Annotated in this window: 26 protein-coding genes; 7 read left to right on the forward strand and 19 right to left on the reverse strand. The window is 60.8% G+C overall.

The window, feature by feature from the left end; all coding sequences use genetic code 11:
• Window positions 1-51: 51 nt before the first annotated feature.
• Complete coding sequence (locus QRN31_RS03135) at window positions 52-972, reverse strand: LysR substrate-binding domain-containing protein (protein ID WP_285430136.1); 921 nt, start codon at window positions 970-972, stop codon at window positions 52-54.
• Window positions 973-1,049: 77 nt separating this feature from the next.
• Between QRN31_RS03135 and QRN31_RS03140 the strand changes: the two genes are divergently transcribed.
• Complete coding sequence (locus tag QRN31_RS03140) at window positions 1,050-1,538, forward strand: DMT family transporter (RefSeq protein ID WP_285430137.1); 489 nt, start codon at window positions 1,050-1,052, stop codon at window positions 1,536-1,538.
• Between the two features lie 120 nt (window positions 1,539-1,658).
• Here the strand turns inward: QRN31_RS03140 and QRN31_RS03145 are convergent, their stop codons facing one another.
• The 5 genes from QRN31_RS03145 to yiaY form a co-directional block, all read right to left on the reverse strand.
• Entirely contained in the window at window positions 1,659-2,990 is a 1,332-nt protein-coding gene (locus tag QRN31_RS03145; protein ID WP_285430138.1) for an MFS transporter, read from the reverse strand.
• A 185-nt stretch (window positions 2,991-3,175) separates the two neighbouring features.
• The gene (locus tag QRN31_RS03150) at window positions 3,176-4,102 is read right to left on the reverse strand and encodes a hydroxymethylglutaryl-CoA lyase (RefSeq protein ID WP_285430139.1); all 927 of its coding nucleotides are present in this window, start codon (window positions 4,100-4,102) and stop codon (window positions 3,176-3,178) included.
• Window positions 4,099-5,292 carry a CaiB/BaiF CoA transferase family protein gene (locus QRN31_RS03155; RefSeq protein ID WP_285430140.1) on the reverse strand — a complete coding sequence of 398 codons (1,194 nt, stop codon included), beginning with the start codon at window positions 5,290-5,292 and terminating at the stop codon, window positions 4,099-4,101. Before QRN31_RS03155 ends, QRN31_RS03150 begins: the two co-directional genes overlap by 4 nt.
• A gap of 237 nt (window positions 5,293-5,529) precedes the next feature.
• Window positions 5,530-6,438 carry a LysR family transcriptional regulator gene (locus QRN31_RS03160; protein WP_285430142.1) on the reverse strand — a complete coding sequence of 303 codons (909 nt, stop codon included), beginning with the start codon at window positions 6,436-6,438 and terminating at the stop codon, window positions 5,530-5,532.
• A 70-nt stretch (window positions 6,439-6,508) separates the two neighbouring features.
• Window positions 6,509-7,657, reverse strand: coding sequence for an L-threonine dehydrogenase (gene yiaY, locus QRN31_RS03165; protein WP_285430144.1), 1,149 nt, complete (start codon window positions 7,655-7,657; stop codon window positions 6,509-6,511).
• Window positions 7,658-7,812: 155 nt separating this feature from the next.
• Here yiaY and QRN31_RS03170 point away from each other — a divergent pair, with 155 nt between their 5' ends.
• Window positions 7,813-8,832, forward strand: a complete 1,020-nt coding sequence (locus QRN31_RS03170; protein ID WP_285430146.1) for a DUF4917 family protein — start codon at window positions 7,813-7,815, stop codon at window positions 8,830-8,832.
• A 116-nt stretch (window positions 8,833-8,948) separates the two neighbouring features.
• Here QRN31_RS03170 and QRN31_RS03175 read toward each other — a convergent pair whose 3' ends face one another.
• From QRN31_RS03175 to QRN31_RS03185, 3 genes are all read right to left on the reverse strand, one after another.
• Window positions 8,949-9,293, reverse strand: a complete 345-nt coding sequence (locus tag QRN31_RS03175) for a YegP family protein (RefSeq protein ID WP_285430147.1) — start codon at window positions 9,291-9,293, stop codon at window positions 8,949-8,951.
• Between the two features lie 173 nt (window positions 9,294-9,466).
• A complete protein-coding gene (locus tag QRN31_RS03180; protein ID WP_285430148.1) occupies window positions 9,467-9,772 on the reverse strand; it encodes a ribbon-helix-helix domain-containing protein in 306 nt (101 codons plus the stop codon).
• 14 nt (window positions 9,773-9,786) lie between these two features.
• Window positions 9,787-10,368: a DJ-1/PfpI family protein gene (locus QRN31_RS03185; RefSeq protein WP_208671650.1), complete on the reverse strand. Its 582-nt coding sequence runs from the start codon at window positions 10,366-10,368 to the stop codon at window positions 9,787-9,789.
• A gap of 267 nt (window positions 10,369-10,635) precedes the next feature.
• Between QRN31_RS03185 and QRN31_RS03190 the strand changes: the two genes are divergently transcribed.
• Window positions 10,636-11,541 carry a DMT family transporter gene (locus QRN31_RS03190; RefSeq protein ID WP_285430150.1) on the forward strand — a complete coding sequence of 302 codons (906 nt, stop codon included), beginning with the start codon at window positions 10,636-10,638 and terminating at the stop codon, window positions 11,539-11,541.
• 69 nt (window positions 11,542-11,610) lie between these two features.
• Here QRN31_RS03190 and QRN31_RS03195 read toward each other — a convergent pair whose 3' ends face one another.
• From QRN31_RS03195 to QRN31_RS03210, 4 genes are all read right to left on the reverse strand, one after another.
• A complete protein-coding gene (locus tag QRN31_RS03195) occupies window positions 11,611-12,825 on the reverse strand; it encodes a class I SAM-dependent methyltransferase (protein WP_285430151.1) in 1,215 nt (404 codons plus the stop codon).
• Window positions 12,826-13,038: 213 nt separating this feature from the next.
• Window positions 13,039-13,656, reverse strand: coding sequence for a TPM domain-containing protein (locus tag QRN31_RS03200; RefSeq protein ID WP_285430152.1), 618 nt, complete (start codon window positions 13,654-13,656; stop codon window positions 13,039-13,041).
• A 31-nt stretch (window positions 13,657-13,687) separates the two neighbouring features.
• Window positions 13,688-14,443, reverse strand: coding sequence for a TPM domain-containing protein (locus tag QRN31_RS03205; protein ID WP_285430153.1), 756 nt, complete (start codon window positions 14,441-14,443; stop codon window positions 13,688-13,690).
• Between the two features lie 40 nt (window positions 14,444-14,483).
• Window positions 14,484-15,092: a LemA family protein gene (locus tag QRN31_RS03210; protein WP_285430154.1), complete on the reverse strand. Its 609-nt coding sequence runs from the start codon at window positions 15,090-15,092 to the stop codon at window positions 14,484-14,486.
• Between the two features lie 238 nt (window positions 15,093-15,330).
• Here QRN31_RS03210 and bglX point away from each other — a divergent pair, with 238 nt between their 5' ends.
• On the forward strand, window positions 15,331-17,622 hold the full coding sequence (gene bglX, locus QRN31_RS03215; protein WP_285430155.1) for a beta-glucosidase BglX: 2,292 nt from the start codon (window positions 15,331-15,333) through the stop codon (window positions 17,620-17,622).
• Window positions 17,623-17,753: 131 nt separating this feature from the next.
• Here the strand turns inward: bglX and QRN31_RS03220 are convergent, their stop codons facing one another.
• The 5 genes from QRN31_RS03220 to QRN31_RS03240 form a co-directional block, all read right to left on the reverse strand.
• Window positions 17,754-18,911 (reverse strand): phospholipase D-like domain-containing protein, encoded by a 1,158-nt coding sequence (locus QRN31_RS03220; protein WP_285430156.1) that lies wholly within the window; start codon window positions 18,909-18,911, stop codon window positions 17,754-17,756.
• A 1-nt stretch (window position 18,912) separates the two neighbouring features.
• Window positions 18,913-19,503 carry a YceI family protein gene (locus QRN31_RS03225; protein ID WP_285430157.1) on the reverse strand — a complete coding sequence of 197 codons (591 nt, stop codon included), beginning with the start codon at window positions 19,501-19,503 and terminating at the stop codon, window positions 18,913-18,915.
• 175 nt (window positions 19,504-19,678) lie between these two features.
• Window positions 19,679-20,002: an amidase gene (locus tag QRN31_RS03230; protein WP_285430158.1), complete on the reverse strand. Its 324-nt coding sequence runs from the start codon at window positions 20,000-20,002 to the stop codon at window positions 19,679-19,681.
• Entirely contained in the window at window positions 19,999-21,093 is a 1,095-nt protein-coding gene (locus QRN31_RS03235; protein ID WP_285430159.1) for a serine hydrolase domain-containing protein, read from the reverse strand. The genes QRN31_RS03230 and QRN31_RS03235 overlap by 4 nt, the downstream gene beginning before the upstream one ends.
• A gap of 156 nt (window positions 21,094-21,249) precedes the next feature.
• Window positions 21,250-22,128 carry an acyl-CoA dehydrogenase family protein gene (locus QRN31_RS03240; protein WP_285430161.1) on the reverse strand — a complete coding sequence of 293 codons (879 nt, stop codon included), beginning with the start codon at window positions 22,126-22,128 and terminating at the stop codon, window positions 21,250-21,252.
• A gap of 154 nt (window positions 22,129-22,282) precedes the next feature.
• Between QRN31_RS03240 and olsB the strand changes: the two genes are divergently transcribed.
• Together olsB and QRN31_RS03250 are read left to right on the forward strand one after the other, a co-directional pair.
• The gene (gene olsB, locus QRN31_RS03245; protein ID WP_285430162.1) at window positions 22,283-23,038 is read left to right on the forward strand and encodes an L-ornithine N(alpha)-acyltransferase; all 756 of its coding nucleotides are present in this window, start codon (window positions 22,283-22,285) and stop codon (window positions 23,036-23,038) included.
• Entirely contained in the window at window positions 23,038-23,829 is a 792-nt protein-coding gene (locus QRN31_RS03250; protein ID WP_285430164.1) for a lysophospholipid acyltransferase family protein, read from the forward strand. The genes olsB and QRN31_RS03250 overlap by 1 nt, the downstream gene beginning before the upstream one ends.
• Window positions 23,830-23,938: 109 nt before the next feature.
• Here QRN31_RS03250 and QRN31_RS03255 read toward each other — a convergent pair whose 3' ends face one another.
• The gene (locus QRN31_RS03255; RefSeq protein WP_285430165.1) at window positions 23,939-24,517 is read right to left on the reverse strand and encodes an acyl carrier protein phosphodiesterase; all 579 of its coding nucleotides are present in this window, start codon (window positions 24,515-24,517) and stop codon (window positions 23,939-23,941) included.
• Between the two features lie 170 nt (window positions 24,518-24,687).
• Between QRN31_RS03255 and QRN31_RS03260 the strand changes: the two genes are divergently transcribed.
• Window positions 24,688-24,990 carry an ArsR/SmtB family transcription factor gene (locus QRN31_RS03260; RefSeq protein WP_285430166.1) on the forward strand — a complete coding sequence of 101 codons (303 nt, stop codon included), beginning with the start codon at window positions 24,688-24,690 and terminating at the stop codon, window positions 24,988-24,990.
• Window positions 24,991-24,995: the final 5 nt, after the last annotated feature.

The following is a 24,995-nucleotide window of genomic DNA, read 5'->3' on the forward strand; positions in this document are numbered from 1 at the left end:
TATCCGGGCAGTTCAAAGACAAGATCAAAAGATCGCAGCCTTCGGCAGCGCCTACAAGTCGTTCCCGGTCGACACGCCCTGTTCAATCCGCCCGTTCAACCAATTCAACGCCTGATCCCCACCCCGCCGCTTGTGCCAAGCCAATACAAACGTGAATGACGGAATATGAAATGGCGGCGCAACAACAGCCAATACCTGTTCATCGATATCGCGCAAGCCACGCGAGGCCACGGTCAGGATCAGGTCCGTGCCGCTGATGAACTGCGGCGCGACACTCCAGTGTGGCAGGCTGATCGCGACGCGACGGCGTTCGCGCAATGTGGTCAGGGCCCGTTCGATTTCCGGGGTGCCGCTGCCGCGCATTTCCAGCAGGACATGCGGGCGGGCCAGGTAAGTCGGCAGGTCGAGGATGCCCTCGACGGGCAAGCTGTTTCGGTCGACCAGGCAGGCGTAGTGCTCTTCGAACAACGGCGTGCAGCGTATTTCATTCGGTAGCTCAGGAAAAACTCCGGCCGCAACGTCGATGTCGCCGTTAAGGATGCCGTCGAGCATGCCTTCGCGGCTGGCGTGGCTGATTTGCAGGTCGATGCCCGGTGCTTCCCGGCGCAAGGTACGAATCAAACCCGGGAGGACAATGGCGGCGCCATAGTCGGACATCGCCAGGCGAAACGTGCGCTTGGCGGTGGTCGGGTCGAAGGCGTTGGGCGCCAGCAGCGATTGCACCTGGGCCAGGGCTTCGGCCAAGGGCGCGATCAATTCCTGGGCACGTGCAGTGGGTACGAGCGTGGCGCCTGCGCGCACCAATAACGGATCGCCGAGCAAATCGCGCAGTCGCGCCAAGGCATGGCTGACCGCCGGCTGACTCAAGTGCAAACGCTGCGCCGCACGGGTGACGTGTTGTTCGCTGAGCAAGGCGTCGAGGATCACCAGCAAATTGAGGTCGATACGCCGAAGATCATTCATCTGGTGCATGTTCTGCATAGCAATATGGAATTTAAATCTGCTCGACGAATACTCTAGAGTCCAGCAAAACCTGTTGGAGAATGATCATGAGTACATTGCATTGGGCCGGCCTGTTGCTGCTGGCCGTGGTTGCCGGGGCGGTGGTGCCGTTTCAGAGCGCGATCAATGCCAATCTGGGGCGAGGACTGGGCCATCCGTTGTGGGCGACGCTTGCGTCGTTGCTGGTGAGTATTGTTGTGTTGTTGCCGATCCTGTTGGCCCTGCGTTTGCCGTTGCCGCCTCTGCAGTTTGTTAGCAAGGCGCCACTGTGGATGTGGGCCGGTGGGGCGTTTGGGGTGTGTTTTATTTCGTTGGCGCTGGTGTTGCTGCCCAAGCTCGGAGCGTCAGGTTTTTTAGCCTTGGCGCTGGCGGGGCAAGTGGTGGCGTCTCTGGCGCTGGATCACTATGGGCTGTTTGGGTTGGTGGAGCGGCAGATGACCATGTCGCGGGCGTTCGGGGCCTTGTTGCTGATGGCAGGAGTGGCGTTGATTCAGTTCAGTGCTGTGCCGGCTAAGGGTTTGGTGACGCCAGGTTGAGGTTGACTGTCACGCCGCCATCGCGAGCAGGCTCGCTCCCACAGTTGATCGGCGGCGTGGCGCAGATCGAGTGTGGGAGCGAGCCTGCTCGCGATGGCGGCCTGAACAGCACCGCTGGTTTCAGAACTTGTCGAGCGTGCGCAGCTTCTGCGGCAACCCCCACAACAGCAACGCAACCGCGATCAATGCGCAGACACCAATGACGTACAACGCCGGCGTGGTGCTGCCCGTCAGGTCCTTTATCCGCCCGACCATGACCGGGCTGACGATGCCGCCGAACTGCCCGAGTGTGTTGATCACCGCAATCCCGCCAGCGGCCCCGGCACCCGCACCGGCCAGCAGTTTGGGTGGCAGAGTCCAGAAGCTTGGGATGGATGCGATGATCCCTGCACCGAGCAAGCCCAGCGCGACAATCAGGAAAGTCGTGTGGTTGGCGAAGATCCCCGCACAGAAGAACCCGACCGCCCCCACCGCGACCAGCCCGGCGACAAATTTGCGGCGTTCACCGGTCGAGTCGGACAACCGCCCGATCACCACCATGCTGATGGCACCACAAATGTAGGGGATGGCCGTCAGCAAGCCGATCATCACCGGGCTCTCGGTGCCAGCGCTGCGGATCAGTTGCGGTGCCCAGAAATTCAAGCCGTAGGACGCCACCTGAATCAGAAAGTAGATCAGCCCCAGCGTCAGGAACCCGGGAATCCGCAGTGCGGCGAGCAACGAACCGCCGCTCTTGTGCGGTTCATGGTGTGCGATGCGGCTGGTCAGCAACGTCTTCTCCGACGGCGTCAGCCAATGGGCGTCTTCGATGCGATCCTTGAGCAAGGTCAGCACCAACAGGCCGAGGCCGATGCACGGCACGCCACCGAGCAGAAACAGCCAATGCCAGCCGCGCATGTCGAGGAAGCCGTCGAGGTGCTGCAGCACCAGCCCTGAGAACGGTGCGCCGACCAGTCCGGCAAATGCCGACGACAGAAACAGCATCGAGGTGATGCGTCCACGATAGTGCTGCGGGAACCACAGCGTCAGGTAATACAGGACGCCGGGGGCGAAACCGGCTTCCATAGCGCCGATAACGAAGCGCAAGGCGTAGAACTGCCATTCGCTGTTGACGAAGACCATGGCCGCCGTCGCGAGGCCCCAGGACATCATGATCCGGGCGATCCAGCGCCGGGCGCCGACCTTGTACAGCATCATGTTGCTCGGCACTTCGAAGATCACGTAACCGACCACGAACAGCCCGGCGCCGAGGCCATAGGCGGTGTCGCTCAGGCTCAGGTCGGTTTGCAACTGGAACTTGGCGAAGCTGATGTTGATGCGGTCGAAAAAAGCGAACAGGTAGCAGACCATGATCAGCGGCATCAGGCGCCAGGCGACTTTGCTGACCAAGGCTTTTTCTTCGTCGTGGCTAACGGACGGGCTCGCGCCCGCCTCCAGTACATTGAGGCTCATGATGGATCTCCAGGCGGACTTCCCGTGGGTGTCCGATTGTTTTTGTTGTCTGGTTGAATGGAACGATATGGATGCTTTTACTGTGGGAGTGAGCCTGCTCGCGATAACGGTGGGTCAGTCGACATCATTTCGGATGTGAATCAGTCATCGCGAGCAGGCTCACTCCCACAAGGGATGCGGTGTGATCAGGATGGCGTTGGATGCAAATCGCAATTGCGTCCGGCCTTGGCCAGCTGACCGGGCACTTCATGGCCCAGCAACGCCGGCAACCCTCGGGACAGTTTCAGCAACAGCGGCAAGTCGATGCCGGTGTGAATGCCGATTTCATCGCACAGGTTGACCAGATCTTCAGTGCAGATATTGCCCGAGGCACCCGGCGCGAACGGACAACCGCCGAGTCCACCAAGGGCCGCATCGAAGCGCCGCGCGCCAGCCTCGTAGGCCGCCAGCACGTTGCACAACCCAAGCCCGCGAGTGTTGTGGAAATGCAGGGTCAGATCCGCCGGTGAAACCCGCTGCAACACCCGCCGCACCAGACGATCAACCTGGCGCGGATTGGCCATGCCGGTGGTGTCGGCCAGGGTGATGCCCTGAATCCCGAGTTCCTGATAGGCCTCGACGATTTGCAAGACGCGATCCTCGTCGATCTTGCCTTCGAACGGGCAACCGAAAGTGGTGGCGATGCTGCCGTTGAGCCGCACTTGCGTGCCGCCCACGTAGTTCACGATTTCGCCGAACGCGGCCAGCGAGTCTTCGCAACGCATGCGCATATTGGCCAGGTTGTGCGTCTGGCTGGCGGACATCACCAGGTTCAGCTCATCGGCGCTACACGCCAGCGCCCGTTGTGCGCCCTTGAGGTTGGGGATCAACGCCACGTAGATCACGCCCGGTTGCCGGGCAATGCCCTTGAACACCAGCTCGCCATCGCGCAACGCTGGAATGGCTTTGGGCGAAACGAACGAACCGGCTTCGATGCGAGTGAAACCTGCCTGTGACAGGTGATCGATCAAGGCAATCTTGTCGACGGTTTCGACCCAGGTCGGCTCGATCTGCAAGCCGTCGCGGGGGGAGACTTCCTGAACGATCAGGGTCTGGGAAAAATCAGTGATCATTGCACCACCCCTGCAGTTTTCAGGCGTTCGATGTCGGATGCCGTCAGGCCTAATTCCGCGAGAATACCGTCGGTGTGTTGGCCCAGACTTGGCCCGGACCAGTTCACGCCGCCTGGGGTTTCAGACATTTTCGGCACGATGCCAGGCATTTTCACCGTGGCGCCGCCGGGCAAATCGGCGCTGAGCAGCATGTCCCGCGCCTGATAGTGCGGATCGGCAACAATATCGGCCACCGAGTAGATGCGTCCGGCCGGCACTTCGGCGGCTTCCAGCGCCGCCAACACCTCATCAATCGGCAGGCTGCTGGTCCAGTGCGTGATCGCCGCATCGAGCACATTGCTTTTCAATGCACGACCGTCGTTATGGGCGAATTCCGGTGCGTCGGCCAGATCACGGCGACCGACCACTGCCATCAGGCGCTTGTAAATCGGGTCGCTGTTACCGGCGATCACCACGTAGGCGCCATCGGCCGTCAGGTAAGTATTGGACGGCGCGATGCCTGGCAAGGCGCCGCCGCTGCGCTCACGAACGTGGCCGAGCATGTCGTATTCCGGCACCAGGCTTTCCATCACGTTGAACACGCTTTCGGCCAGGGACACATCGACCACTTGCCCACCGCCCTGCCCGGTCTTGACCCGCAGCAACGACATCAACGCACCGATCACCGCGTGCAACGACGCCAGGGAATCGCCGAGGCTGACGCCGACCCGCGCCGGTGGAGAACCGGGAGTGCCGGTGGTGTAGCGAATCCCGCCCATGGCCTCGCCGATGGCGCCGAACCCCGGGCGGTCGCGGTACGGGCCGGTCTGGCCGTAACCGGAGATGCGCACCAGCGTCAGGTTGGGATTGAGGGCGTGCAACACGTCCCAGCCCAGACCGAGTTTCTCCAGGGCGCCGGGGCGCAGGTTTTCGATCAACACGTCGGCGCTGGTCGCCAGTTGCTTGACCAGTTCAATGCCTTCGGGGGATTTCAGGTTCAGCGCCAGGGACTTCTTGTTTCGCGATTGCAGGTACCACCACAGCGACGTGCCTTCGTGCAGCTTGCGCCATTTGCGCAGCGGGTCGCCCTGGCCCATGGCTTCGATCTTGATCACTTCGGCGCCGAACTCGGCGAGCATGCGCGCGGCGAACGGCGCGGCAATCAGCGTGCCGATCTCGATCACTTTGATTGCACTTAACGGGGCAGTCATCGCGGGTACCTCATGTTGTTCTTGGAATATGAGCCAAGGCTAGAGGACGCGCGGGCGATGAATCCAACCCTCAATCGGCAACCTTCGTTCGCGAAACGCGAACGCTCTGACATTTGCGCGACCTTAAGGTCAGTCATCGCGAACAGGCTCGCTCCCACAAGGAATTTATGAACGTCACAAATCCACTGTGGGAGCGAGCCTGCTCGCGAAGAGGCCGGCCCAGTCAACAGAGAACCGTCAGACCGGCCCGCGCAAATGCTCAAACAACATCCGGCTCACCGGCGACAACGCCGCTTCATCACGCACGACCAGGATGAGCGCCCGATCCGACCAGTCATCCGTCAGCGGCACCGCATGCAAACCCAGCGCCCGGCCAAACAGTTCATAGGCTTTTTGCGGCAGGATGCCGATACCCATGTTGGCCTGGACCATGCGACACATCGCATCGAACCCCGGCACATGAATCCTCAGGCGCAGCACCTTGCCTGCCTTGCGTGCGGCGGCGTGGGTGCGCATGTTGATCGAACTGGCGGCGTGCAGACCGACGTAATCGCTGTCCAGCGTGTCGGTGAAGGCCAGGCTGGAACGACTGGCCAACGGATGATCGGACGGCATCAGCACCACCAATTTGTCCTGGCGATAAAGGACGCTGTGCAGGCCCTTGACGTCGCTGTCACTGGAGCAGATCCCAAGATCAGCCACGCCATCAAGTACCCCTTGAATCACACCGCTGCTGGGGCGTTCTTCGAGGTCGGTCTTGACCTGGGAATGACGCGCGGAAAAATCGCGCAGGTCTTCGGGCAGAAACTGAATGATCGCCGACAGGTTGGCGAGCATCCGCACATAACCACGAATACCGTGGCTGTGCTCGCCCAGTTCCAGGCCCATTTTCTCGACGTTGAACAACATCTGCCGGGCATGATGCAGCAGGGTTTCACCGGCCGCGGTCAGGGTCATGCCTTTGGCCTGGCGCACGAACAGACTGATCCCGAACGCTTCCTCCAACTCCATCAGCCGCTTGCTGGCCGCCGACACCGCAATCGCTTCGCGCGTCGCGGCACGGGTCAACGTGCCTTCCTCATGGACGGCGACGAACAGCTGGAGAGTGATCAGGTCGAGGCGGCGGATCAGGCTTTTTTGCAGCATCAGGGACTCGGCAATGTCGGCTCGGGCGAGGTCGCAGCATAGCGTCCTTTACGCCCGAACCGTGCCGCCGTTAAAACGCGCTGCGGAAAATCTCCTCGATCTGGCGCTGATCCGCCGCTCGAGGATTGGTCAGGCCGCAGGCGTCTTTTAGTGCATTGGTGGCGAGCATCGGGATGTCGTTGAGCTTGGCGCCAAGTTCACGCAAACCGGCGGGAATGTCCACGTCCCCGGCCAGGCTGCGGATGGCCGAGATGGCCGCTTGAGCGCCTTCTTCCGGGCTGAGACCACGGACATCGGCCCCCATTGCGTGAGCAACGTCGGTCAGACGCGGCGCGCAGACCAGCGCGTTGAAACTTTGTACATGGGGCAACAGCACCGCGTTGCACACACCGTGCGGCAAGTCGTAGAACCCGCCCAACTGGTGAGCCATCGCGTGGACATAACCCAAGGAGGCGTTGTTGAACGCCATGCCGGCAAGGAACTGCGCGTAGGCCATGTTTTCCCGCGCATTCATATCGCTGCCATCGCGGACGGCCAGGCGCAGGTTGTAGCTGATCAAGGTGATGGCTTTCAGTGCGCAGGCATCGGTGATCGGGTTTGCAGCCGTGGAGACGTACGCTTCGATGGCGTGGGTCAAGGCGTCCATACCGGTGGCGGCCGTCAGGCCTTTGGGCATGGCGACCATCAGTGCCGGATCGTTGACCGACAGCAGCGGCGTGACGTTACGGTCGACGATGGCCATTTTCACGTGACGCGACTCGTCGGTGATGATGCAAAAACGGGTCATTTCACTGGCGGTGCCGGCGGTGGTGTTGATGGCAATCAACGGCAGTTGCGGCTTTTGAGATTGATCGACGCCTTCGTAATCACGGATCTGCCCGCCATTGGTCGCACACAACGCGATGCCTTTGGCGCAGTCATGCGGCGAACCACCACCGAGCGAGACCACAAAGTCGCAGCGACTTTCCTTGAGCAGGCCCAGGCCGCGTTCGACGTTGGCAATACTCGGGTTCGGTTTGGCACCATCGAAAATCACCGAATCGATGTCCAAAATCGCCAGTTTTTCGGCAATCATTTTTGCCACGCCGGCCTTGGCCAGCCCGGCGTCAGTGACGATCAGGGCCTTGCGAAAGCCGTACTTGCCGATGGCGACCATGGCTTCGTCCAGGCAACCAGTGCCCATGATGTTCACGGCGGGGGTGAAAAACGTACTGCTCATGAGCGACTCTCCAGGCTGGGCCGAATCGGTGGCGCCGATCCAGCGGATGCCCACAGGATCGGCCCATCGCTCACGCAGTAACTTGATCTGGCTCAAGGGTTGGTCGTGATAAAGTCGCCGCCCATCTGACCTTTTGCCTTGAGACTTTGACCGCAATGACCGATTTCCAGGATGTTGATGCCCAACTTGAAGACTGGAACGCCTTGCGCACCACCGCCTCGATCAGCGGCTTGCTGGTGGGCAACGGCGCCAGCCGCGCGGTGTGGGACGACTTCGGCTACGACTCGCTGTTCGAAAACGCCCGCACCGTCGAAGAAAAACCCCTGAGTCAGTCCGAGCTAAGCGTGTTCGACGCCCTGCAGACGCGCAGTTTCGAACAGGTGCTGAGCGCGCTGAAAACCACCAGCCGGGTCAATAAGGCGCTGGCCGTCAGCTCCGCCGCACCGCGCAATCGCTACTACGCGATCAAGGAAGCGCTGATCAACACCGTTCACGCGGTGCACATCCCGTGGCGGTTGGTGGTGCCTTCGACGCTGGCGGCGATCAGTCTGGAACTGGGCACCTACCGGACGGTGTTCACCACCAACTACGACCTGCTCAACTACTGGGCGATCCAGCATCAGCCTGGGGCGATCACTGATTTGTTCCAGGGCGCCGAACCGGGTTTTGATTTGAGCGCCAAAGCCACCGACCAGACCCGCTTGCTGTACCTGCACGGTGGCCTGCACCTGGTGCGCAATCAGGACGGCACGGCACGCAAATTGATGTCGACCGAAGGCACGTTGCTCGGCAGTTTTGCGATCAACAACACGATCAAGACCCTGGACGATGTGCCGTTGTTCGTGAATGAAGGGCCTGCGCAGGACAAGCTAAAGACCATTCGCAGCTCGGACTATTTGTCGTTTTGCTACGACCAGTTACTGGGCCATGGTGAGGGGTTGTGTCTGTTTGGTCATGCGTTGGGTGAGCAGGACAGTCATATCATCCATGCGCTGCGCCAAGCGAAACCCAAGGTCGTTGCGATCTCGATTTACCCGCGCAGCAAGGCGTTCATCCAGCATCAGAAGCGCCATTACGCGAAGGTGTTTGAGGGGACCGGAAGTGAGTTGCGCTTTTTTGATTCGAAGACCCATGCGCTCGGCAGCCCGAAGCTTACGGTTCCCGTCGAGGTCTGAAGATCGTTCCCACGCTCTGCGTGGGAATGCCTCTGGGGACGCTCCGCGTCCAGTGACGCGGAGCGTCACGGGCTGCATTCCCACGCAGAGCGTGGGAACGATCTCAAGCGGGGGATTCAGAGTACCGGCAAGGTTTTGTCCTTGATCACGGTGGTCGGCCCGTTGGCCTTGACGCTGGCGATGCCTTTATCCAGCGCGGCGGCTGATGAGTAAGCCTCGCTGCTGCCGATGATCTCGTGGTTGGAAGCCCGCAGATTGAAGTAAGGATGGCCATCCTTGGTGGCTTTCTTTTCGTAGCGCGCATCCAGTGGGCTGTTGGCCTGAACCGAGGCAATCCCTTTGTCGGCGGCGCTGCGGGTGGTGTACAGCTCGCTGGTCAGAATGGTTTCGGCGTTGGCCGCTTTCAGCACAAACCTGAACTGACCATTGCTGCTTTTGCTCACTTCGTACCATCCGGACATGCTCGTTCTCCTTGGCGATTGAGAGGCTTTGCGCTTCAGAGTAAAGACCACGCCGCTACATCTGTCGCCTGTACCGGCCGCATCGCGAGCAAGCTCGCTCCCACAGGTGAGCGCGTTCTACTGTGGGAGCGAGCTTGCTCGCGATGAGGCCAGTAAGGACAGGGTAAACAGCCCTACTTCACGCCCGCGCGCACCACCGACAACTCCGGCGCCTGCACCCGCCGCTGACTCAGATACCGAGTGCAGCTCACCCGCAAAAACGAGGCAAAATTGACCACCTCGCCGCGGTAGTCCATCACCTCTTCATACAGCTTGGCGATCAACTGGTTGGTGGTCATGCCGTCAACCTCGGCGATTTCGCTGAGGATGTCCCAGAACTGATTTTCCAGGCGCAGGGTGGTGACCACCCCGCAGATGCGCAGCGAGCGGGAGCGCGATTCGTAGAGAATCGGATCGGCTTTGACGTAGAGCTCGCACATGCAAATGTCCCTCGTTACAGCGTGATTTTGGTGCCCAGCAACCCGAGGAAACCAGCGAGCCAGCTCGGATGTGCCGGCCAGGCAGGAGCAGTGGCCAGATTGCCTTGAACGTGACCTTCCGTCACCGGGATATCGATGAACGTGCCGCCGGCCAGGCGGACTTCCGGAGCACAGGCTGGATAGGCGCTGCATTCACGACCTTCTAGAACACCGGCCGCCGCCAGCAGTTGCGCACCGTGGCACACGGCGGCGATCGGTTTGCCGGCCTTGTCGAATGCGCGAACCAGCTCCAGGACTTTTTCGTTCAGGCGCAGGTATTCCGGCGCCCGACCGCCGGGGATCAGCAGCGCGTCGTAATCGGCTTCGGCGACCTTGGCGAAATCGAAGTTCAGGGCGAACAGGTGGCCGGGTTTTTCGCTGTAGGTCTGGTCGCCTTCGAAGTCATGGATGGCCGTGCGCACGGTCTGGCCGGCGGATTTGTCCGGGCAAACGGCGTGCACCGTGTGGCCGACCATCAACAGCGCCTGGAAAGGCACCATCACTTCGTAGTCTTCGACGTAATCGCCGACCAGCATCAGGATTTTCTTGGCAGCCATGGGGAGAACTCCTCTGGGGAAATGCTTAGGAGTATTCAAGGTAGTCCTTATCCGGGAGGTCGGGTAATAACCAGCTACTACCGAGTTATCGTTCATCGCGAGCAGGCTCACTCCTACAGGGGAACGCATTTCAATGTGGGAGCGGGCTTGCCCGCGATGACGGCTTCAAACTGTACGGATAACTCTGCGCCTAGCTGTAACAGCGCTACGCCCCTGGTTTATGGCTATATGGAGGCTCTTCCCGTCACCAATATTCTGGTCCCAATCATGTCCTCGCGCGAAAACACCGGCATGGCCCTCGGGCTGCTCGGCGTTGTGATCTTCAGCCTCACCCTGCCCTTCACACGGATCGTCGTGCAGGAACTCCATCCGCTGCTCAATGGCCTGGGCCGGGCGCTGTTCGCGGCGGTGCCGGCGGCGATGTTGCTGCTGTGGCGCCGGGAAAAATGGCCGACCTGGAAACAGGTCAAAGGCCTGACGCTGGTGATCGCTGGCGTCATTCTCGGCTTCCCGGTGTTGTCAGCCTGGGCGATGCAAACCTTGCCGGCCTCCCACGGTGCACTGGTCAACGGTTTGCAGCCGTTGTGCGTAGCGCTGTACGCCGCGTGGTTGTCCCACGAACGACCGTCGAAAGCTTTCTGGGCGTGCGCCGCGCTGGGCAGCGCGTTGGTGCTCGGTTATGCGTTGATCAGCGGGGCCGGCAGTATTCAGGCCGGTGATTTACTGATGCTCGGGGCGATTGCCGTGGGCGGCCTGGGTTACGCCGAGGGTGGCCGGTTGGCCAAGGAAATGGGCGGCTGGCAGGTGATCTGCTGGGCGCTGGTGTTGTCGACGCCGTTGTTGATCGGGCCGGTGGTGTATTTGGCGCTGCAACATCAAGGCGCGATTTCGGCCAAGACCTGGTGGGCGTTCGGTTACGTCTCGCTGTTTTCGCAGTTCATCGGGTTCTTTGCCTGGTACGCCGGGCTGGCGATGGGCGGCATCGCCAGGGTCAGTCAGATCCAGTTGCTGCAGATTTTCTTCACCATCGCGTTTTCGGCGTTGTTCTTCGGTGAACACATTGAGCCGATCACCTGGCTGTTTGCCGCCGGGGTGATCGTCACGGTGATGCTGGGGCGCAAGACCGCAGTGAAGCCCCATGTGGGAGCGAGCTTGCTCGCGAAGGGGCCCTAACATTCAACATTTATGCTGAATGTAGAGCCGCCATCGCTAGCAAGCTAGCTCCCACAGGATCGCAGGGGATCAGAGGTAGCCGTCAGCCCGCAGCAAGGTTTCCAGGCAATGCTCGCTGATGTGGTAGAAATCCTTCAGGTCCTGAATCTTCACCAACAGCTGGGCCGGGTCCACCGGCTCGGCGCGTTTGACCGCGAGGATCATCTTGTTCTTGTTGGTGTGGTCCAGTGAAATGAACTCGAACACCTTGGTTTCGTAACCACAGGCTTCCAGGAACAGCGCGCGCAAACTGTCGGTGACCATTTCAGCCTGCTGGCCCAGATGCAGACCGTATTGAAGCATCGGCTTGAGCAGCGCCGGGCTCTGGATTTGCAGGCGGATCTGTTTGTGGCAGCACGGCGAGCACATGATGATCGAAGCGCCGGAGCGGATGCCGGTGTGAATCGCATAGTCGGTGGCGATGTCGCAGGCGTGCAGCGCGATCATCACGTCCAGCTCGCTCGGCGCCACGCTGCGCACGTCGCCGCACTTGAACACCAGCCCCGGGTGCTCAAGCTTTACCGCGGCGGCGTTGCACAGGTTGACCATTTCCTCGCGCAACTCGACGCCGGTCACCACGGCTTCGGCATTCAAGGTGTTGCGCAGGTAGTCGTGAATCGCGAACGTCAGGTAACCCTTGCCCGAACCGAAATCCGCCACCTGCACCGGCTTGTCCAGCGCCAGCGGTGAAGTGGTCAGCGCATGGCTGAAGACTTCGATGAACTTGTTGATCTGCTTCCACTTGCGCGACATCGCCGGGATCAGCTCGTGCTTGCTGTTCGTCACGCCCAGGTCGGCGAGGAACGGACGATTCAGGTCCAGAAAGCGGTTTTTCTCGCGGTTGTGCTCGGCGGACGGTACTTCACGCAATTGCTGAGGTTTGCTCTTGAACAGTGAAGACTTGCCCTTTTTGCTGTATTCGAGCTGAGCTTCATCGGTTAACGAGAGTAAATGCGCATTTTTGAACGAGGCCGGCAGCAGCGCGGCAATGGTCGCCACGCCCTCGGCAATCGGCAGGTTCTTGGTGATGTCGCGCGTTTTGTAGCGGTAGACGAAGGACAGGCACGGCTGATCCTTGACGGTGAGCTGCTTGATGATCAACCGCTGCAAATCGGCTTCGGTGCCGACGTACTTGGCCAGGACCAGTTTGATGAAGGCGTTCTGGTCGAGGCTGGTTTGCAACAAGTCGATGAACTGGGCGTGGTGATCCGGCGCGAGGCTGGCGGGAGTGGCGGTGACAGACATGTAAAAACGGCCTCGGACGGTGCGGATCAGGGAATGGCGGGTATTTTAGGGGGGATGGCCGTCCGGGACACGCAGTTATTTACGAACGGCTTCCTGGTTTCGGCGCAGAGCTCTGTGGGAGCGGGCTTGCCCGCGATAACGGTGGGCCAGTCGGCATCCATGCTGAAGTCAGATCGCAATCGCGGGCAAGCCCGCTCCCACATGGGATCAGCGTCAGCCTAAAACCACCAACCGGTTCGGCAATTCATTGCGCACCTGAGTTACGGGCACATGCACTTTCAGCAACTCGCCACAGGCTTCCACACATGTCACAAACCCCTGCAACGTCTGCCCCTGCTTAACCTGCTCGGTAAATGCAGCGACAATCGTGTCCCAGTTCTTGTTGTCCAGTCGCTTGGAAATCCCTTCATCCACCAGGATCTCCACGTAACGCTCGGCCTCGCAAACAAAGATCAGCATCCCCGTGCTGCCGACGGTGTGATGCAGGTTTTGCTCCAGGAACTGTCGGCGCGCCAGGTTGGACGCCCGCCAATGCCGCACTGAACGCGGGACCAGGTGCGTGGTGACGCGAGGAAGGCGAAACACCAGGCACAGCACGATAAAGGCGATCCACTGGACCAGCAGCAAACTGTGCAAGGTCAGCCAGCCGGTGAGGTAATGCACGATGCCCGGCACCATCAGCGCCAGCAGGCTGGCCCACAGCAGCGGGATGTACGCATAGTCATCGGCGCGGGCTGCGAGCACGGTCACCAGTTCCGCGTCGGTGTCGCGCTCGACCCGGGCAATCGCCTCGGCGACTTTGCGTTGTTCGTGTTCAGTCAGTAATGCCATGTTTATGAATGCCCGCTCGCTATTGTTTTTATCACCAGCCGCCCGACGAACCGCCGCCCCCGAAACTGCCCCCGCCGCCGCTGAAGCCCCCGCCTCCACCGCCGCCGCCAAATCCTCCGCCGCCGAAACCGCCTCCCGAACTGCCTCGGCCGCCACCACCACTGGGCAGGATGCCAAGCATCTGGCAAACGAAAATCGTCAGGATAAACAGCATCACCAGAAACACGAATACGCCCGGGTGACGCGACACGAAGTCGCTGCTCTCGTCACCTCGCGGTTCATAGACCGTCGACGGCTCATCCAGTGGATTGCCGCCCAGCACCACCAGCATCGCCGCGACCCCGTCGCTGATGCCCTTGCTGAAGTTGCCGGTCTTGAACGCGGGCGTGATCACCTGATTGATGATCACCGAACTCTGCGCATCGGTCAGCCGGTCTTCCAGGCCATAACCGACTTCGATCCGCAACTTGCGTTCATCGCGCGCAACGATCAGCAATGCGCCGTTGTTCTTGTCCTTCTGGCCGATGCCCCAGGCTCGACCGAGTTGATAACCGAAGTCGGCAATGTCGGTGCCCTGCAGGTTCGGCAACGTGACCACCACCAACTGCTCGCCGGTGGCTTTTTCGTGGGCCTGGAGCTGTTGCGTCAGTTGCTCGCGCACCGCCGGCTCGATCATCTGGGCGTTATCGACCACCCGCCCGGTCAACTCCGGAAACTTCAATTCAGCCTGGGCCGTCAGGGCAAACACCCAGAGCAACAGCACCAGGCCCACTTTCAACACGCGCATTGGCAACCTCATCCGTGGTGACGCTTGGCCCTTTTGCCGATCAGAACTTCACTTCAGGCGCTTTTTCGGCACCGGGGCTGGTGGCTTCGAAGGTTTCGCGGATCGGCAAATCGCTGTACAGCACGGTGTGCCAGAGACGACCCGGAAACGTGCGGATTTCGGTGTTGTACTTCTGCACCGCGAGGATGAAGTCGCGACGCGCCACGGCGATGCGGTTCTCGGTGCCTTCAAGCTGCGACTGCAACGCCAGGAAGTTCTGGTTGGCCTTGAGGTCCGGGTAACGCTCGGACACCACCATCAAACGGCTCAGGGCACCGGTCAGTTGATCCTGCGCCTGCTGGAATTGCTTGAGTTTTTCTGGATTGTCCAGTGTGTTGGCGTCCACCTGGATCGAGGTGGCCTTGGCCCGGGCTTCGATCACCGCAGTCAGGGTCTCTTCCTCGTGCTTGGCGTAGCCCTTGACGGTCTCCACCAGGTTGGGGATCAGGTCGGCGCGGCGCTGATACTGGTTCTGTACCTGGCCCCAGGCTGCCTTGGCCTGTTCATCCAGGGTCGGAATAGTGTTGATGCCGCAACCGGCCAACAGCGTGGTCAGCAACATCAAGACTGCCACCTGCAGGCTCGACCGATAGTGGTGTCGTACATTCATCTGGTTGACGCTCCCTTGCACATTCCGTTGATAAGCAACCTGCAACCCTCTGACCGGACTCTTGGGGCATAATCTGCCGCCGCCACTGGATTGCATCGAGCCAATGGGCTAAAAGATGCCCCAGCGCTAAAAACACGACAGAAGTGTGCTGCATTTACCTGAACAACAATAGTCGCTCCCTAAATTTTGGCTGACCGGCGCGTATTCACTGCCGTTTAGGCCTTTGAGAAAACTATTCATGAAGAAGCTGTGTTTGCTGGGCCTGTTCGTCAGTCTGGCCAGTCATACCGTATTGGCCGCCACGACGCCCACACCTCTGGAGAACAAGGACGCTTTCATCAGCAACCTGATGAAGCAAATGACCCTTGATGAAAAGATCGGCCAGTTGCGCCTGATCAGCATCGGCCCGGAAATGCCTCGGGAGTTGATCCGCAAGGAGATCGCCGCCGGCAACATCGGCGGCACGTTCAACTCGATCACCCGCCCGGAAAACCGTCCGATGCAGGACGCGGCCATGCGCAGCCGATTGAAGATCCCGATGTTCTTCGCCTATGACGTGATCCACGGTCACCGCACCATTTTCCCGATCCCGCTGGCCCTGGCTTCGAGCTGGGACATGGACGCCATTGGCCTGTCCGGGCGCATCGCCGCCAAGGAAGCAGCGGCTGACAGCCTCGACATCACCTTCGCGCCGATGGTCGACATCTCCCGCGATCCGCGATGGGGCCGCACCTCCGAAGGCTTTGGCGAAGACACTTACCTGGTCTCGCGCATTGCCGGCGTCATGGTCCGGGCCTTCCAGGGCACGGGCGCGAACGCGGCCGACAGCATCATGGCCAGCGTCAAGCACTTTGCCTTGTACGGCGCGGTCGAGGGCGGTCGCGACTACAACGTCGTCGACATGAGCCCGGTCAAGATGTACCAGGATTACCTGCCGCCGTACCGCGCCGCCATCGACGCCGGTGCCGGTGGGGTGATGGTTGCGTTGAACTCGATCAACGGCGTGCCGGCCACGGCCAACACCTGGCTGATGAACGACCTGTTGCGCAAGGAATGGGGCTTCAAAGGCCTGGCAGTCAGTGACCACGGGGCGATTTTCGAGCTGATCAAGCATGGCGTGGCCCGCGACGGTCGCGAAGCCGCGAAACTGGCGATCAAGGCCGGCATCGACATGAGCATGAACGACACTCTGTACGGCAAAGAGCTGCCGGGGCTGTTGAAGGCTGGCGAGATCGAACAGAAAGACATCGATAACGCCGTGCGTGAAGTGCTCGCCGCCAAGTACGACATGGGCCTGTTCAAGGACCCGTACCTGCGCATCGGCAAGGCTGAGGATGATCCGGCCGACACCTACGCCGAAAGCCGCCTGCACCGCGCCGAGGCCCGTGACGTTGCGCGCCGCAGCATGGTGTTGCTGAAGAACCAGGGCGAAACCCTGCCGCTGAAGAAAACCGCGAAAATCGCGCTGGTCGGTCCGCTGGCCAAGGCGCCGATCGACATGATGGGCAGCTGGGCCGCCGCCGGTAAACCCGCGCAATCGGTGACGCTGTTTGACGGCATGAACGCCGCTGTGGCCGACAAGGCAACGCTGATTTATGCCCGTGGCGCCAACATCACCAGCGACAAGAAGGTGCTCGATTACCTCAACTTCCTCAACTTCGATGCCCCGGAAGTGGTGGACGATCCGCGCTCGGCACAAGTGTTGATCGACGAAGCGGTGAAAGCCGCCAAGGATGCCGATGTGGTGGTAGCAGCGGTCGGTGAATCCCGTGGCATGTCCCACGAATCGTCGAGCCGCACCGATATCAACATCCCGGCCAACCAGCGCGAGTTGATCAAGGCCTTGAAAGCCACCGGCAAACCGCTGGTGCTGGTGTTGATGAACGGCCGCCCACTGACGATTCTCGAAGAGAAAGACCAGGCTGACGCGATTCTGGAAACCTGGTTCAGCGGCACCGAAGGCGGCAACGCCATTGCTGATGTGTTGTTCGGCGACTACAACCCGTCGGGCAAACTGCCGATCACCTTCCCGCGCTCGGTGGGTCAGATTCCGACCTACTACAACCACCTGAGCATTGGCCGGCCGTTCACGCCGGGCAAACCGGGCAACTACACCTCGCAGTATTTCGATGACATCACCGGCCCACTGTTTCCGTTTGGTTTCGGCTTGAGCTACACCGATTTCAACCTGAGCGAGATGGCCCTTTCGTCGACCACGCTGAACAAGACCGGCAAGCTGGACGCCAGCGTCATGCTGAAAAATACCGGCAAGCGTGATGGCGAAACCGTGGTGCAGCTGTACATCCAGGACGTGACCGGCTCGATGATCCGGCCGCTGAAGGAACTGAAGAACTTCCAGAAAGTAATGTTGAAAGCCGGCGAGCAGAAAGTCGTGCACTTCACCATCACGGAGGACGACCTGAAGTTCTTCAACACCCAGCTCAAGTACGCCGCCGAGCCTGGCAAGTTCAACGTGCAGATCGGCCTGGATTCCGAGAACGTCACGCAGCAGAGCTTCGAATTGCTGTAATCCCCGCGTGCACTGATCGTTCCCACGCTCCGCGTGGGAATGCATCAAGGGACGCTCCGCGTCCAGTGACGCGGAGCGTCACGGGCTGCATTCCCACGCGGAGCGTGGGAACGATCTGACGATCTGGGTGACTATCCCCGTCGATCCAGCAAATTCACCACCAACCGATCCACCCATCCCCAAATCCTTTGCTTCACCCGCCGCCACAGTGGCCGGCGTTGCCATGCCTCCAGGCTGACTTCCTGGCTCTGCATGAAATCCTTCTCGAAACTCGCCACCACCGCCTGCGTCAATGCGGGGTCCAGCGCCTCAAGGTTGGCTTCCAGGTTGAAGCGCAAATTCCAGTGATCGAAATTGCACGAGCCGATGCTCACCCAATCATCGATCAGGACCATTTTCAGGTGCAAGAAACACGGCTGGTACTCGAAAATCTGCACACCTGACTTGAGCAGTCGCGGGTAGTAGCGGTGCCCGGCATAGCGCACCGACGGGTGATCGGTGCGCGGCCCGGTCAGCAGCAGGCGCACATCGACGCCTCGCCCCGCCGCCCGGCGCAATGAGCGACGGACTTTCCACGTTGGCAGGAAATACGGCGTGGCCAGCCAGATCCGCTGCTGCCCGCTGTTCAGCGCACGGACCAGTGATTGCAGAATGTCGCGGTGTTGACGGGCGTCGGCATACGCCACCCGGCCCATGCCCTCACCCGTTGACGGTACACGCGGCAGCCGCGGCAAGCCGAAGTGCGAGGCAGGCTTCCAGGCGCGGCGATGACGGTTGGCAATCCACTGGCGGTCGAACAGCAACTGCCAGTCGATCACCAGCGGACCGGTGATCTCCACCATCACTTCATGCCATTCACTGGTGTCTTCGCCCGGCGTCCAGAACTCATCGGTGACCCCGGTGCCGCCGACCACTGCCAGGCTTTGATCGACCAGCAACAGTTTGCGGTGATCGCGATAGAAATTGCCGACCCAGCGGCGCCAGCTCAGGCGATTGTAGAAACGCAGCTCCACGCCCGCCGCCATCAGGCGCTGACGCAAGGTCAGGGTGAAGGCGAGGCTGCCGTAATCATCGAACAGGCATCGCACCCGAACGCCGCGCTCGGCGGCCTGGGTCAACGCCTGAACCATCGCCTCGGCACAGGCACCCGCCTCCACCAGGTACAGCTCCAGTTCCACCTGCTCCTGGGCACGGGCAATCGCGACCAGCATGCGCGGAAAAAACTGCGGCCCATCGATCAGCAGCTCAAAGTGGTTGCCTTCACGCCACGGGAAAATTGCGCCGGCCATGTCAGCGCGCCGTGAAAATCAGTACCGCACCCACCGGCACCGACAGACTGATGGCCGACAGGCCGGCGAGCTTGCGCAAACTTTCCAGCCCGGGGGCCAGGTCGAAGTCTTCGGCGTTAATCACCAAAGGCTCCAGGGTCACTACCTGAAAGCGCCGGTCATCAAGACGGGTCGCCAGCAGTTCGGCGTTGTAGGGGTGTTGTTTACCATGCAGGTTGACGGTCACCGGCAACCGCAATTCCAGTTGCGCACCCGGGGCGAGGTCGTTGATCGGGCGCAGATCGATCTGCGCGGTAATCAACGCCTCGGGGAAGGTCTTGATCTCGAACAGCTCCTTGCGCATCCGTTCATCACGCAACGGGATGCCGCTGTTCACCGAGTCCATCTCGATTTCCACCTCGGCCACGCCTTTGGAATCGACCTTGCCGTGCAGCACCAGAAAGCGCTGCACTTCGCTGATGTTGGCGTTTTTGGTGCTGATGAACGACAGCCGCGAGGACTCGCCGTCCAGATACCAATCAGCCTGGGCCGACAACGAAGCGCCGGCCAGCAGCGCGAGGGCGAAAGTTTTGCAGAGGGAGCGGTTGAACATAGAGACTCGTGTGCCGATAAACCTGCACGAACCTTAACCGCCCGTGAGCCAATTGCAAGGCTTCGTGCTGCCGAGCACCGCGTCGGCGCTGAGCAATTCGCCGCGCTCGGCATCAGATAACCGCGCGCACATTGCATGAGAACAATCGAATGGGGCTCGACTGTGTGGAACCTGCTCAGGGACTCAGGCGACAGCCCTGGTGTTCGCCGACCCACACCGCGCTATTGCTGCGGCCCATGCCGCTGACCGTCACGCGTTTGCTGGCGGGGTCATCGGTAAAGCCGCTGGTCGGCAACCATTGCTTCACGTAGCCATGGCAATACTCGGCGGCGTTATTCATCACGTACCGGCACGAGCAATATTCCTTCGCGGTGTAAGCGCTAATGATGTCGGGAAACGCCCACAACGCCACTCGCTCGTGCCAGCCCCAGCCGAACACGGCGAGCAGCAGCACCAGCAACAACGCGCTGAGCGGTCGGCGACGAACAACGTTGTTCATGGCTGCACCTTCCCGGCAAAAGCCTTGAGCGCGAGCTTGAGCAATTCGTTGTGTTGGTAACTGTCGTCGCGATCATCGCCGTAGCGCACGATCACCAGATTTTCGCGGGGAATCACGTACATCGCCTGGCCCCAATGGCCCAGTGCGGCGAAGGTATCGTCGGGGGCATCAGGCCAGGGTCTGGGCGCGCCGTCCGCTGCGCGATTGAGCCACCACTGCCCACCGGGCACCGTGTCATCCTGATGGGCACGATAGTGCGCGAACGGTTCGCGGTTGAAAGCGACCCAGTCTTTGGGCAGCAGTTGTCGGTCGCGCCAGCGACCGTCGCGCGCCATCAACCAACCGATTCGCGCCAGGTCGCGGGCGGTGAGGTAGGCGTAGGACGAGGCGACGAAAGTGCCCGTAGCGTCGGTTTCCCAGACGGCCTTGCAGATCCCCAGCGGCTCAAACAGTGCGGTCCACGGATAGTCCGCATAACGTGCCGGGCCGACGATGTTTTTCAGTGCGGCGGCCAGCAGGTTGCTGTCACCGCTGGAGTAACGAAATGTCTGCCCGGGCAGCGCGTATGCCTCGTGGCCAGCGGCAAACGCAGCCATGTCCTGATGACCCCGGGTGTAGAGCATGGCCACCACCGAGGACTTCAACGGGGCGTATTCATAGGCTTCCTGCCAGTCCAGGCCCGACGCCCAATGGAGCAGGTCGGCCATGGTGATTGCCGGATGTTTTTGCAGTGGTGGATAAAATTTCAGCGCTGGGTCCTGGAGCTTGAACAAGCCCTCGCCATAAGCGACACCGAGCACCGTGGCCATCAGGCTTTTGCTGATCGACCAGGTCAGGTGCGGCGTTTGGGCCGTGGTCGGCCCGGCGTAGCGTTCGTAAATCAATTGGCCGTCGCGGATCACCAGCAAGGCATCGGTGCGGATGCCCTTTCGGGTGGCGTCATCGCGAGGTGGGAAGGCGTAGGTTTCCAGGGATTGAAGTGCCGGTCCGGAGATTGCCGGAGCGGTCGACCATTGCTCGGCGGGCCAATACTCGGCGTGGGCGGTCACGCTGAGCAGAAGCAGGAAAAACAGGGACAAGCCTTTGGACATGGCTGGGGCTCGGCGGGGTTGTCCTGCTGAGCCTAGCTGAGGTTGATGACAGTTCGAGAATTTGTGTCGCTCTTGCGGCCGCCATCGCGGGCAAGCCCGCTCCCACAGGGGAATGCATTTCAAATGTGGGAGCGAGCTTGCTCGCGATGACGTCCGTCAATTCGCCGCAAGCGCCTTGGCCAACCGCTTCCCGCGCACACCCGCCGCCAGATCCATCACCGCCTGGTCCCGTTGCCACATCGCCGCCCAGTGTGGCGGACCCTCGGCCAGCGCCTGATTGACCTCAGCCTTGAGCCCGTCGAACTGCGCAAACAATCCCCCCAGCAAGATATGCCCCACCGGATTGTTCGGCGCTTGCCGACTGACTTCAGCGCACCCGGCCAGCAGCGCCAGCAAACGCAATTGCAAGGCCTGCGACCAGTCGCTGTCGTGACCGACGCCATACAGCCACGCCGTCATTGCGCTCAGCACATAGATGTCTTCCAGCGTGCGGAACGGTTTGACATAGGCATCCCAGCCATCCCCCGCCAGCAATTCGCACAGTGCGTTGTCCAGAAACAAGCGACCGTGACTGATGTCCGGCATCAACGGGATCGCCGGCAGTTTTTCCACACGCACGCCCGGTTCACCGGGATAGACCACCGCCAGACTCAGGTGCGCAGTTTCACCGGATTCTTCGCTGCGGGCAGCAACCAGCAGCCAGTCCGCCGCATCACCGGCGGTGACGAAATCCTTGCGTCCACTGACGCGCAAACCGCTCAGACGCGTTTGCATGTCAGCGACTCGCAGGCTGCGCTGTTCGGTCGCGCACATCGCACCCAGGCTCTGCGGTGCGCTTGGCCAAAGCATGCGCAACGCCGCCTGATAGCCCACCAGAAACGCCAACCCCGGCGTTGCCATCAATCGCCCGCCCATCGTCGCCAGCTCGAACGGCGTGACCGTGCCCAACTGATGCAACAACGTTGCGAAGCCCTCCGCCAGGTCCGGATTTGCGGGGATTCGGTCGCGGCGCTCGAGCAGGTTTTGCCAGGGCATAAGAGGCTCCTTGGGGACTGTCATACAAGCATCACCAAAGCTTCATGGCGATGACACCGGGGCTACATAGCCTGACTTTGCACAACACGGCTGCATAAAGAAAGTCGATTGGCTCTAACCCAAGACGGGTGACCAGCCCGCACGGAGATTCGCAATGACTCAGATCGCCCGCATCAGCGACACCGGCAATGAACGCCGTCTGCAAGCCGAACGCCTGGTGGGCGCCGAGGCCTTGCAGGAAGCCCAGGCCTTGCGCTTCAACGTGTTCAGCGGCGAATTCAACGCCAAGCTGAAAGGCGCCGAGCTGGGGCTGGACATGGATGATTATGATGTTCACTGCGCCCACATCGGCGTGCGTGACTTGAACACCGGCCGACTGGTGGCGACCACCCGCTTGCTCGACCACACGGCGGCCTGCAGCCTGGGCAAGTTCTACAGCGAAGAAGAATTCAGCCTGCATGGCCTGATTCATCTGAAGGGCCCAATCCTGGAAATCGGCCGCACCTGCGTCGACCCGGCGTATCGCAACGGCGGCACCATCGCCGTGCTCTGGGGTGAACTGGCCGAAGTCCTCAACCAGGGCGGCTACAGCTATCTGATGGGTTGCGCGAGCATCCCGATGCAGGACGGCGGCATCCAGGCCCACGCGATCATGCAGCGCCTGCGCGAACGTTACCTGTGCACCGAACACCTGCGGGCCGAGCCGAAAAAACCACTGCCGGTTCTGGATATTCCTTCCAACGTCATCGCCGAAATGCCGCCGCTGCTCAAGGCTTACATGCGTCTGGGCGCGAAGATCTGCGGCGAGCCGTGCTGGGACGAAGATTTCCAGGTCGCCGACGTGTTCATCCTGCTCAAGCGCGACGAACTCTGCCCGCGGTACGCCAAGCACTTCAAGGCGGCCATGTGATGAGCCGCTTACGGGTGTACGCGCGAATTGCGCGAGTGCTGTTGGTGGTCGCGTTGGGGTTGAGCATGGCCGGTGTTTTCGGCTTGTTCGAGCGGCTGGGGATTGCTCATTCGATGGTGCGTCGCCAGCGCTGGTCGCGATTTTTCATGGCACGCCTGAGCAACGCCCTGCCCTTTCGAGTGACCGTCCACGGTGAGCTGCCGAAGGCGCCGATGCTCTGGGTTAGCAACCACGTGTCCTGGACTGACATTCCGCTGCTGGGCATGCTCACGCCGCTGTCGTTTCTGTCCAAGGCCGAAGTTCGCACCTGGCCGGTCGCCGGCTGGTTGGCAGCCAAGGCGGGAAGTTTGTTCATCCGTCGTGGGTCGGGTGACAGCCAGTTGATTCGCAAGCAGATGACCCGTCATCTGGAGCAAGCACATCCGCTGCTGATGTTCCCGGAAGGCACCACCACCGATGGCCGCTCGCTGCGCACCTTCCACGGTCGCTTGCTGTCAGCGGCAATCGACTCCGAAGTGGCACTGCAGCCCGTGGCCATTCGTTATCTGCGCAACGGTGAGCTCGATTCGCTGGCGCCGTTCATTGGCGATGATGATTTGCTCTCGCACCTGATGCGCCTGTTCGCCAATGATCGGGGTGAGGTGGAAATTCATCTGCTCAAGCCGATCGCCTGCGAAGGCCGCGAGCGTGCGGCGCTGGCGTTCGAGGCGCAACAGGCAGTGCAAAAGGCGTTGTTTGGGGCCATTCCGGAAACCCAACAAGCCCCGATGCGCCCTGCCATCGCAGCTTAAACACACATTCCCCTGTGGGAGCGAGCTTGCTCGCGATGGCAGCTTCACATTCAACAAAAATGTTGAATGACCCACCGCCATCGCGAGCAAGCTCGCTCCCACAAGAGATTCACGATGTTGGATAGTTTCGGGCGAAATCCTGAAGCTGTGGATAGAACAACCGAAAGTCCTCGCTCAACGGCTCATACAGCACTCGCAATTCCTGCATCGCTGCCGCCAGTTCCTCAGGCCTGGTCAGCCGCCGCGAAATCCCGCGCAATACCTGCTCCAGCACCTCGAACTCCCGGTAAGAACCCAACCAGTCATTGGCCATCATGTGCGGTGCGATCCGCGCCAGCCGTTCCGGTAACTGCGGCTCGGCCGACAGCACCCGGTACACACCCGACGTGAATAACTCCAACGGCTGATCGGCATAAAGCGCCCAGTCCCGCGCCAGGCAATGGTCGAAAAACACATCGAGCACGATCCCGGCATAACGCCGGCGCGTAATGGAAAATCGCGACAAGGCGGCGTCCACCAACGGATGGCGGTCGGTAAAGACATCAATGCTGCGATGCAACTGGATGGCCGCCTCGATTTCCGGATCGAACTGCCCTTGCAGCCGTCCTTTGACGAAGTCGCCATACAGGCTGCCAAGCAGTTGACCGGGGCGCTGGCCACCGAGGTGCAGATGAGCGAGATAGTTCATGGGCGCAGCTTAGCATTGCCTCCTTGTACTTTTACACGCAGCGTATCGATATAACCCGATATACCGAATTACGATCAGGTCAGAGCTAAATCGTATTTGTATATCGCGAAATACCGATTTAAAGTTCGCCCCATCGCGATATAGCGTTTTACTCATCACGAGCCCACACCATGACTATCAATCTCGACGAAATAATAAAAGCCCTGGCACACCCGGTACGGCGAGAAATCCTGCACTGGCTAAAAGACCCGGACGTCGAATTTCCCGACCAGACCCACAGCAACGAGCACGGCGTCTGTGCCGGGCAGATCGATCAACGTTGCGGTTTGTCGCAGTCCACGGTGTCTGCCCACCTGGCGACCCTGCAACGCGCCGGCCTGATCAGCAGCCGCAAAGTCGGCCAATGGCACTTTTTCAAACGCAATGAGGAAACCATCCAGGAATTCCTCCGCACTTTCAGCAAAGAGCTCTGACCCTG

It is taken from the genome of Pseudomonas sp. fls2-241-R2A-110 (genome assembly GCF_030209165.1).
GTDB lineage: Bacteria > Pseudomonadota > Gammaproteobacteria > Pseudomonadales > Pseudomonadaceae > Aquipseudomonas.

Excerpts from the sequence above, each read along its gene's own strand:
- QRN31_RS03135 (WP_285430136.1), bottom strand. The coding sequence starts at position 972 with ATGCACCAGATGAATGATCTTCGGCGTATCGACCTCAATTTGCTGGTG.
- QRN31_RS03250 (WP_285430164.1), top strand. The coding sequence starts at position 23,038 with ATGAGCCGCTTACGGGTGTACGCGCGAATTGCGCGAGTGCTGTTGGTG.
- QRN31_RS03255 (WP_285430165.1), bottom strand. The coding sequence starts at position 24,517 with ATGAACTATCTCGCTCATCTGCACCTCGGTGGCCAGCGCCCCGGTCAA.
- QRN31_RS03200 (WP_285430152.1), bottom strand. The coding sequence starts at position 13,656 with ATGGCATTACTGACTGAACACGAACAACGCAAAGTCGCCGAGGCGATT.
- QRN31_RS03240 (WP_285430161.1), bottom strand. The coding sequence starts at position 22,128 with ATGCCCTGGCAAAACCTGCTCGAGCGCCGCGACCGAATCCCCGCAAAT.
- QRN31_RS03160 (WP_285430142.1), bottom strand. The coding sequence starts at position 6,438 with ATGCTGCAAAAAAGCCTGATCCGCCGCCTCGACCTGATCACTCTCCAG.
- olsB (WP_285430162.1), top strand. The coding sequence starts at position 22,283 with ATGACTCAGATCGCCCGCATCAGCGACACCGGCAATGAACGCCGTCTG.
- QRN31_RS03175 (WP_285430147.1), bottom strand. The coding sequence starts at position 9,293 with ATGTCCGGATGGTACGAAGTGAGCAAAAGCAGCAATGGTCAGTTCAGG.
- QRN31_RS03195 (WP_285430151.1), bottom strand. The coding sequence starts at position 12,825 with ATGTCTGTCACCGCCACTCCCGCCAGCCTCGCGCCGGATCACCACGCC.
- QRN31_RS03230 (WP_285430158.1), bottom strand. The coding sequence starts at position 20,002 with ATGAACAACGTTGTTCGTCGCCGACCGCTCAGCGCGTTGTTGCTGGTG.
- QRN31_RS03260 (WP_285430166.1), top strand. The coding sequence starts at position 24,688 with ATGACTATCAATCTCGACGAAATAATAAAAGCCCTGGCACACCCGGTA.
- yiaY (WP_285430144.1), bottom strand. The coding sequence starts at position 7,657 with ATGAGCAGTACGTTTTTCACCCCCGCCGTGAACATCATGGGCACTGGT.
- QRN31_RS03145 (WP_285430138.1), bottom strand. The coding sequence starts at position 2,990 with ATGAGCCTCAATGTACTGGAGGCGGGCGCGAGCCCGTCCGTTAGCCAC.
- QRN31_RS03155 (WP_285430140.1), bottom strand. The coding sequence starts at position 5,292 with ATGACTGCCCCGTTAAGTGCAATCAAAGTGATCGAGATCGGCACGCTG.
- QRN31_RS03225 (WP_285430157.1), bottom strand. The coding sequence starts at position 19,503 with ATGTTCAACCGCTCCCTCTGCAAAACTTTCGCCCTCGCGCTGCTGGCC.
- QRN31_RS03220 (WP_285430156.1), bottom strand. The coding sequence starts at position 18,911 with ATGGCCGGCGCAATTTTCCCGTGGCGTGAAGGCAACCACTTTGAGCTG.
- QRN31_RS03180 (WP_285430148.1), bottom strand. The coding sequence starts at position 9,772 with ATGTGCGAGCTCTACGTCAAAGCCGATCCGATTCTCTACGAATCGCGC.
- QRN31_RS03210 (WP_285430154.1), bottom strand. The coding sequence starts at position 15,092 with ATGAATGTACGACACCACTATCGGTCGAGCCTGCAGGTGGCAGTCTTG.
- bglX (WP_285430155.1), top strand. The coding sequence starts at position 15,331 with ATGAAGAAGCTGTGTTTGCTGGGCCTGTTCGTCAGTCTGGCCAGTCAT.
- QRN31_RS03235 (WP_285430159.1), bottom strand. The coding sequence starts at position 21,093 with ATGTCCAAAGGCTTGTCCCTGTTTTTCCTGCTTCTGCTCAGCGTGACC.
- QRN31_RS03140 (WP_285430137.1), top strand. The coding sequence starts at position 1,050 with ATGAGTACATTGCATTGGGCCGGCCTGTTGCTGCTGGCCGTGGTTGCC.
- QRN31_RS03170 (WP_285430146.1), top strand. The coding sequence starts at position 7,813 with ATGACCGATTTCCAGGATGTTGATGCCCAACTTGAAGACTGGAACGCC.
- QRN31_RS03205 (WP_285430153.1), bottom strand. The coding sequence starts at position 14,443 with ATGCGCGTGTTGAAAGTGGGCCTGGTGCTGTTGCTCTGGGTGTTTGCC.
- QRN31_RS03190 (WP_285430150.1), top strand. The coding sequence starts at position 10,636 with ATGTCCTCGCGCGAAAACACCGGCATGGCCCTCGGGCTGCTCGGCGTT.
- QRN31_RS03185 (WP_208671650.1), bottom strand. The coding sequence starts at position 10,368 with ATGGCTGCCAAGAAAATCCTGATGCTGGTCGGCGATTACGTCGAAGAC.
- QRN31_RS03150 (WP_285430139.1), bottom strand. The coding sequence starts at position 4,102 with ATGATCACTGATTTTTCCCAGACCCTGATCGTTCAGGAAGTCTCCCCC.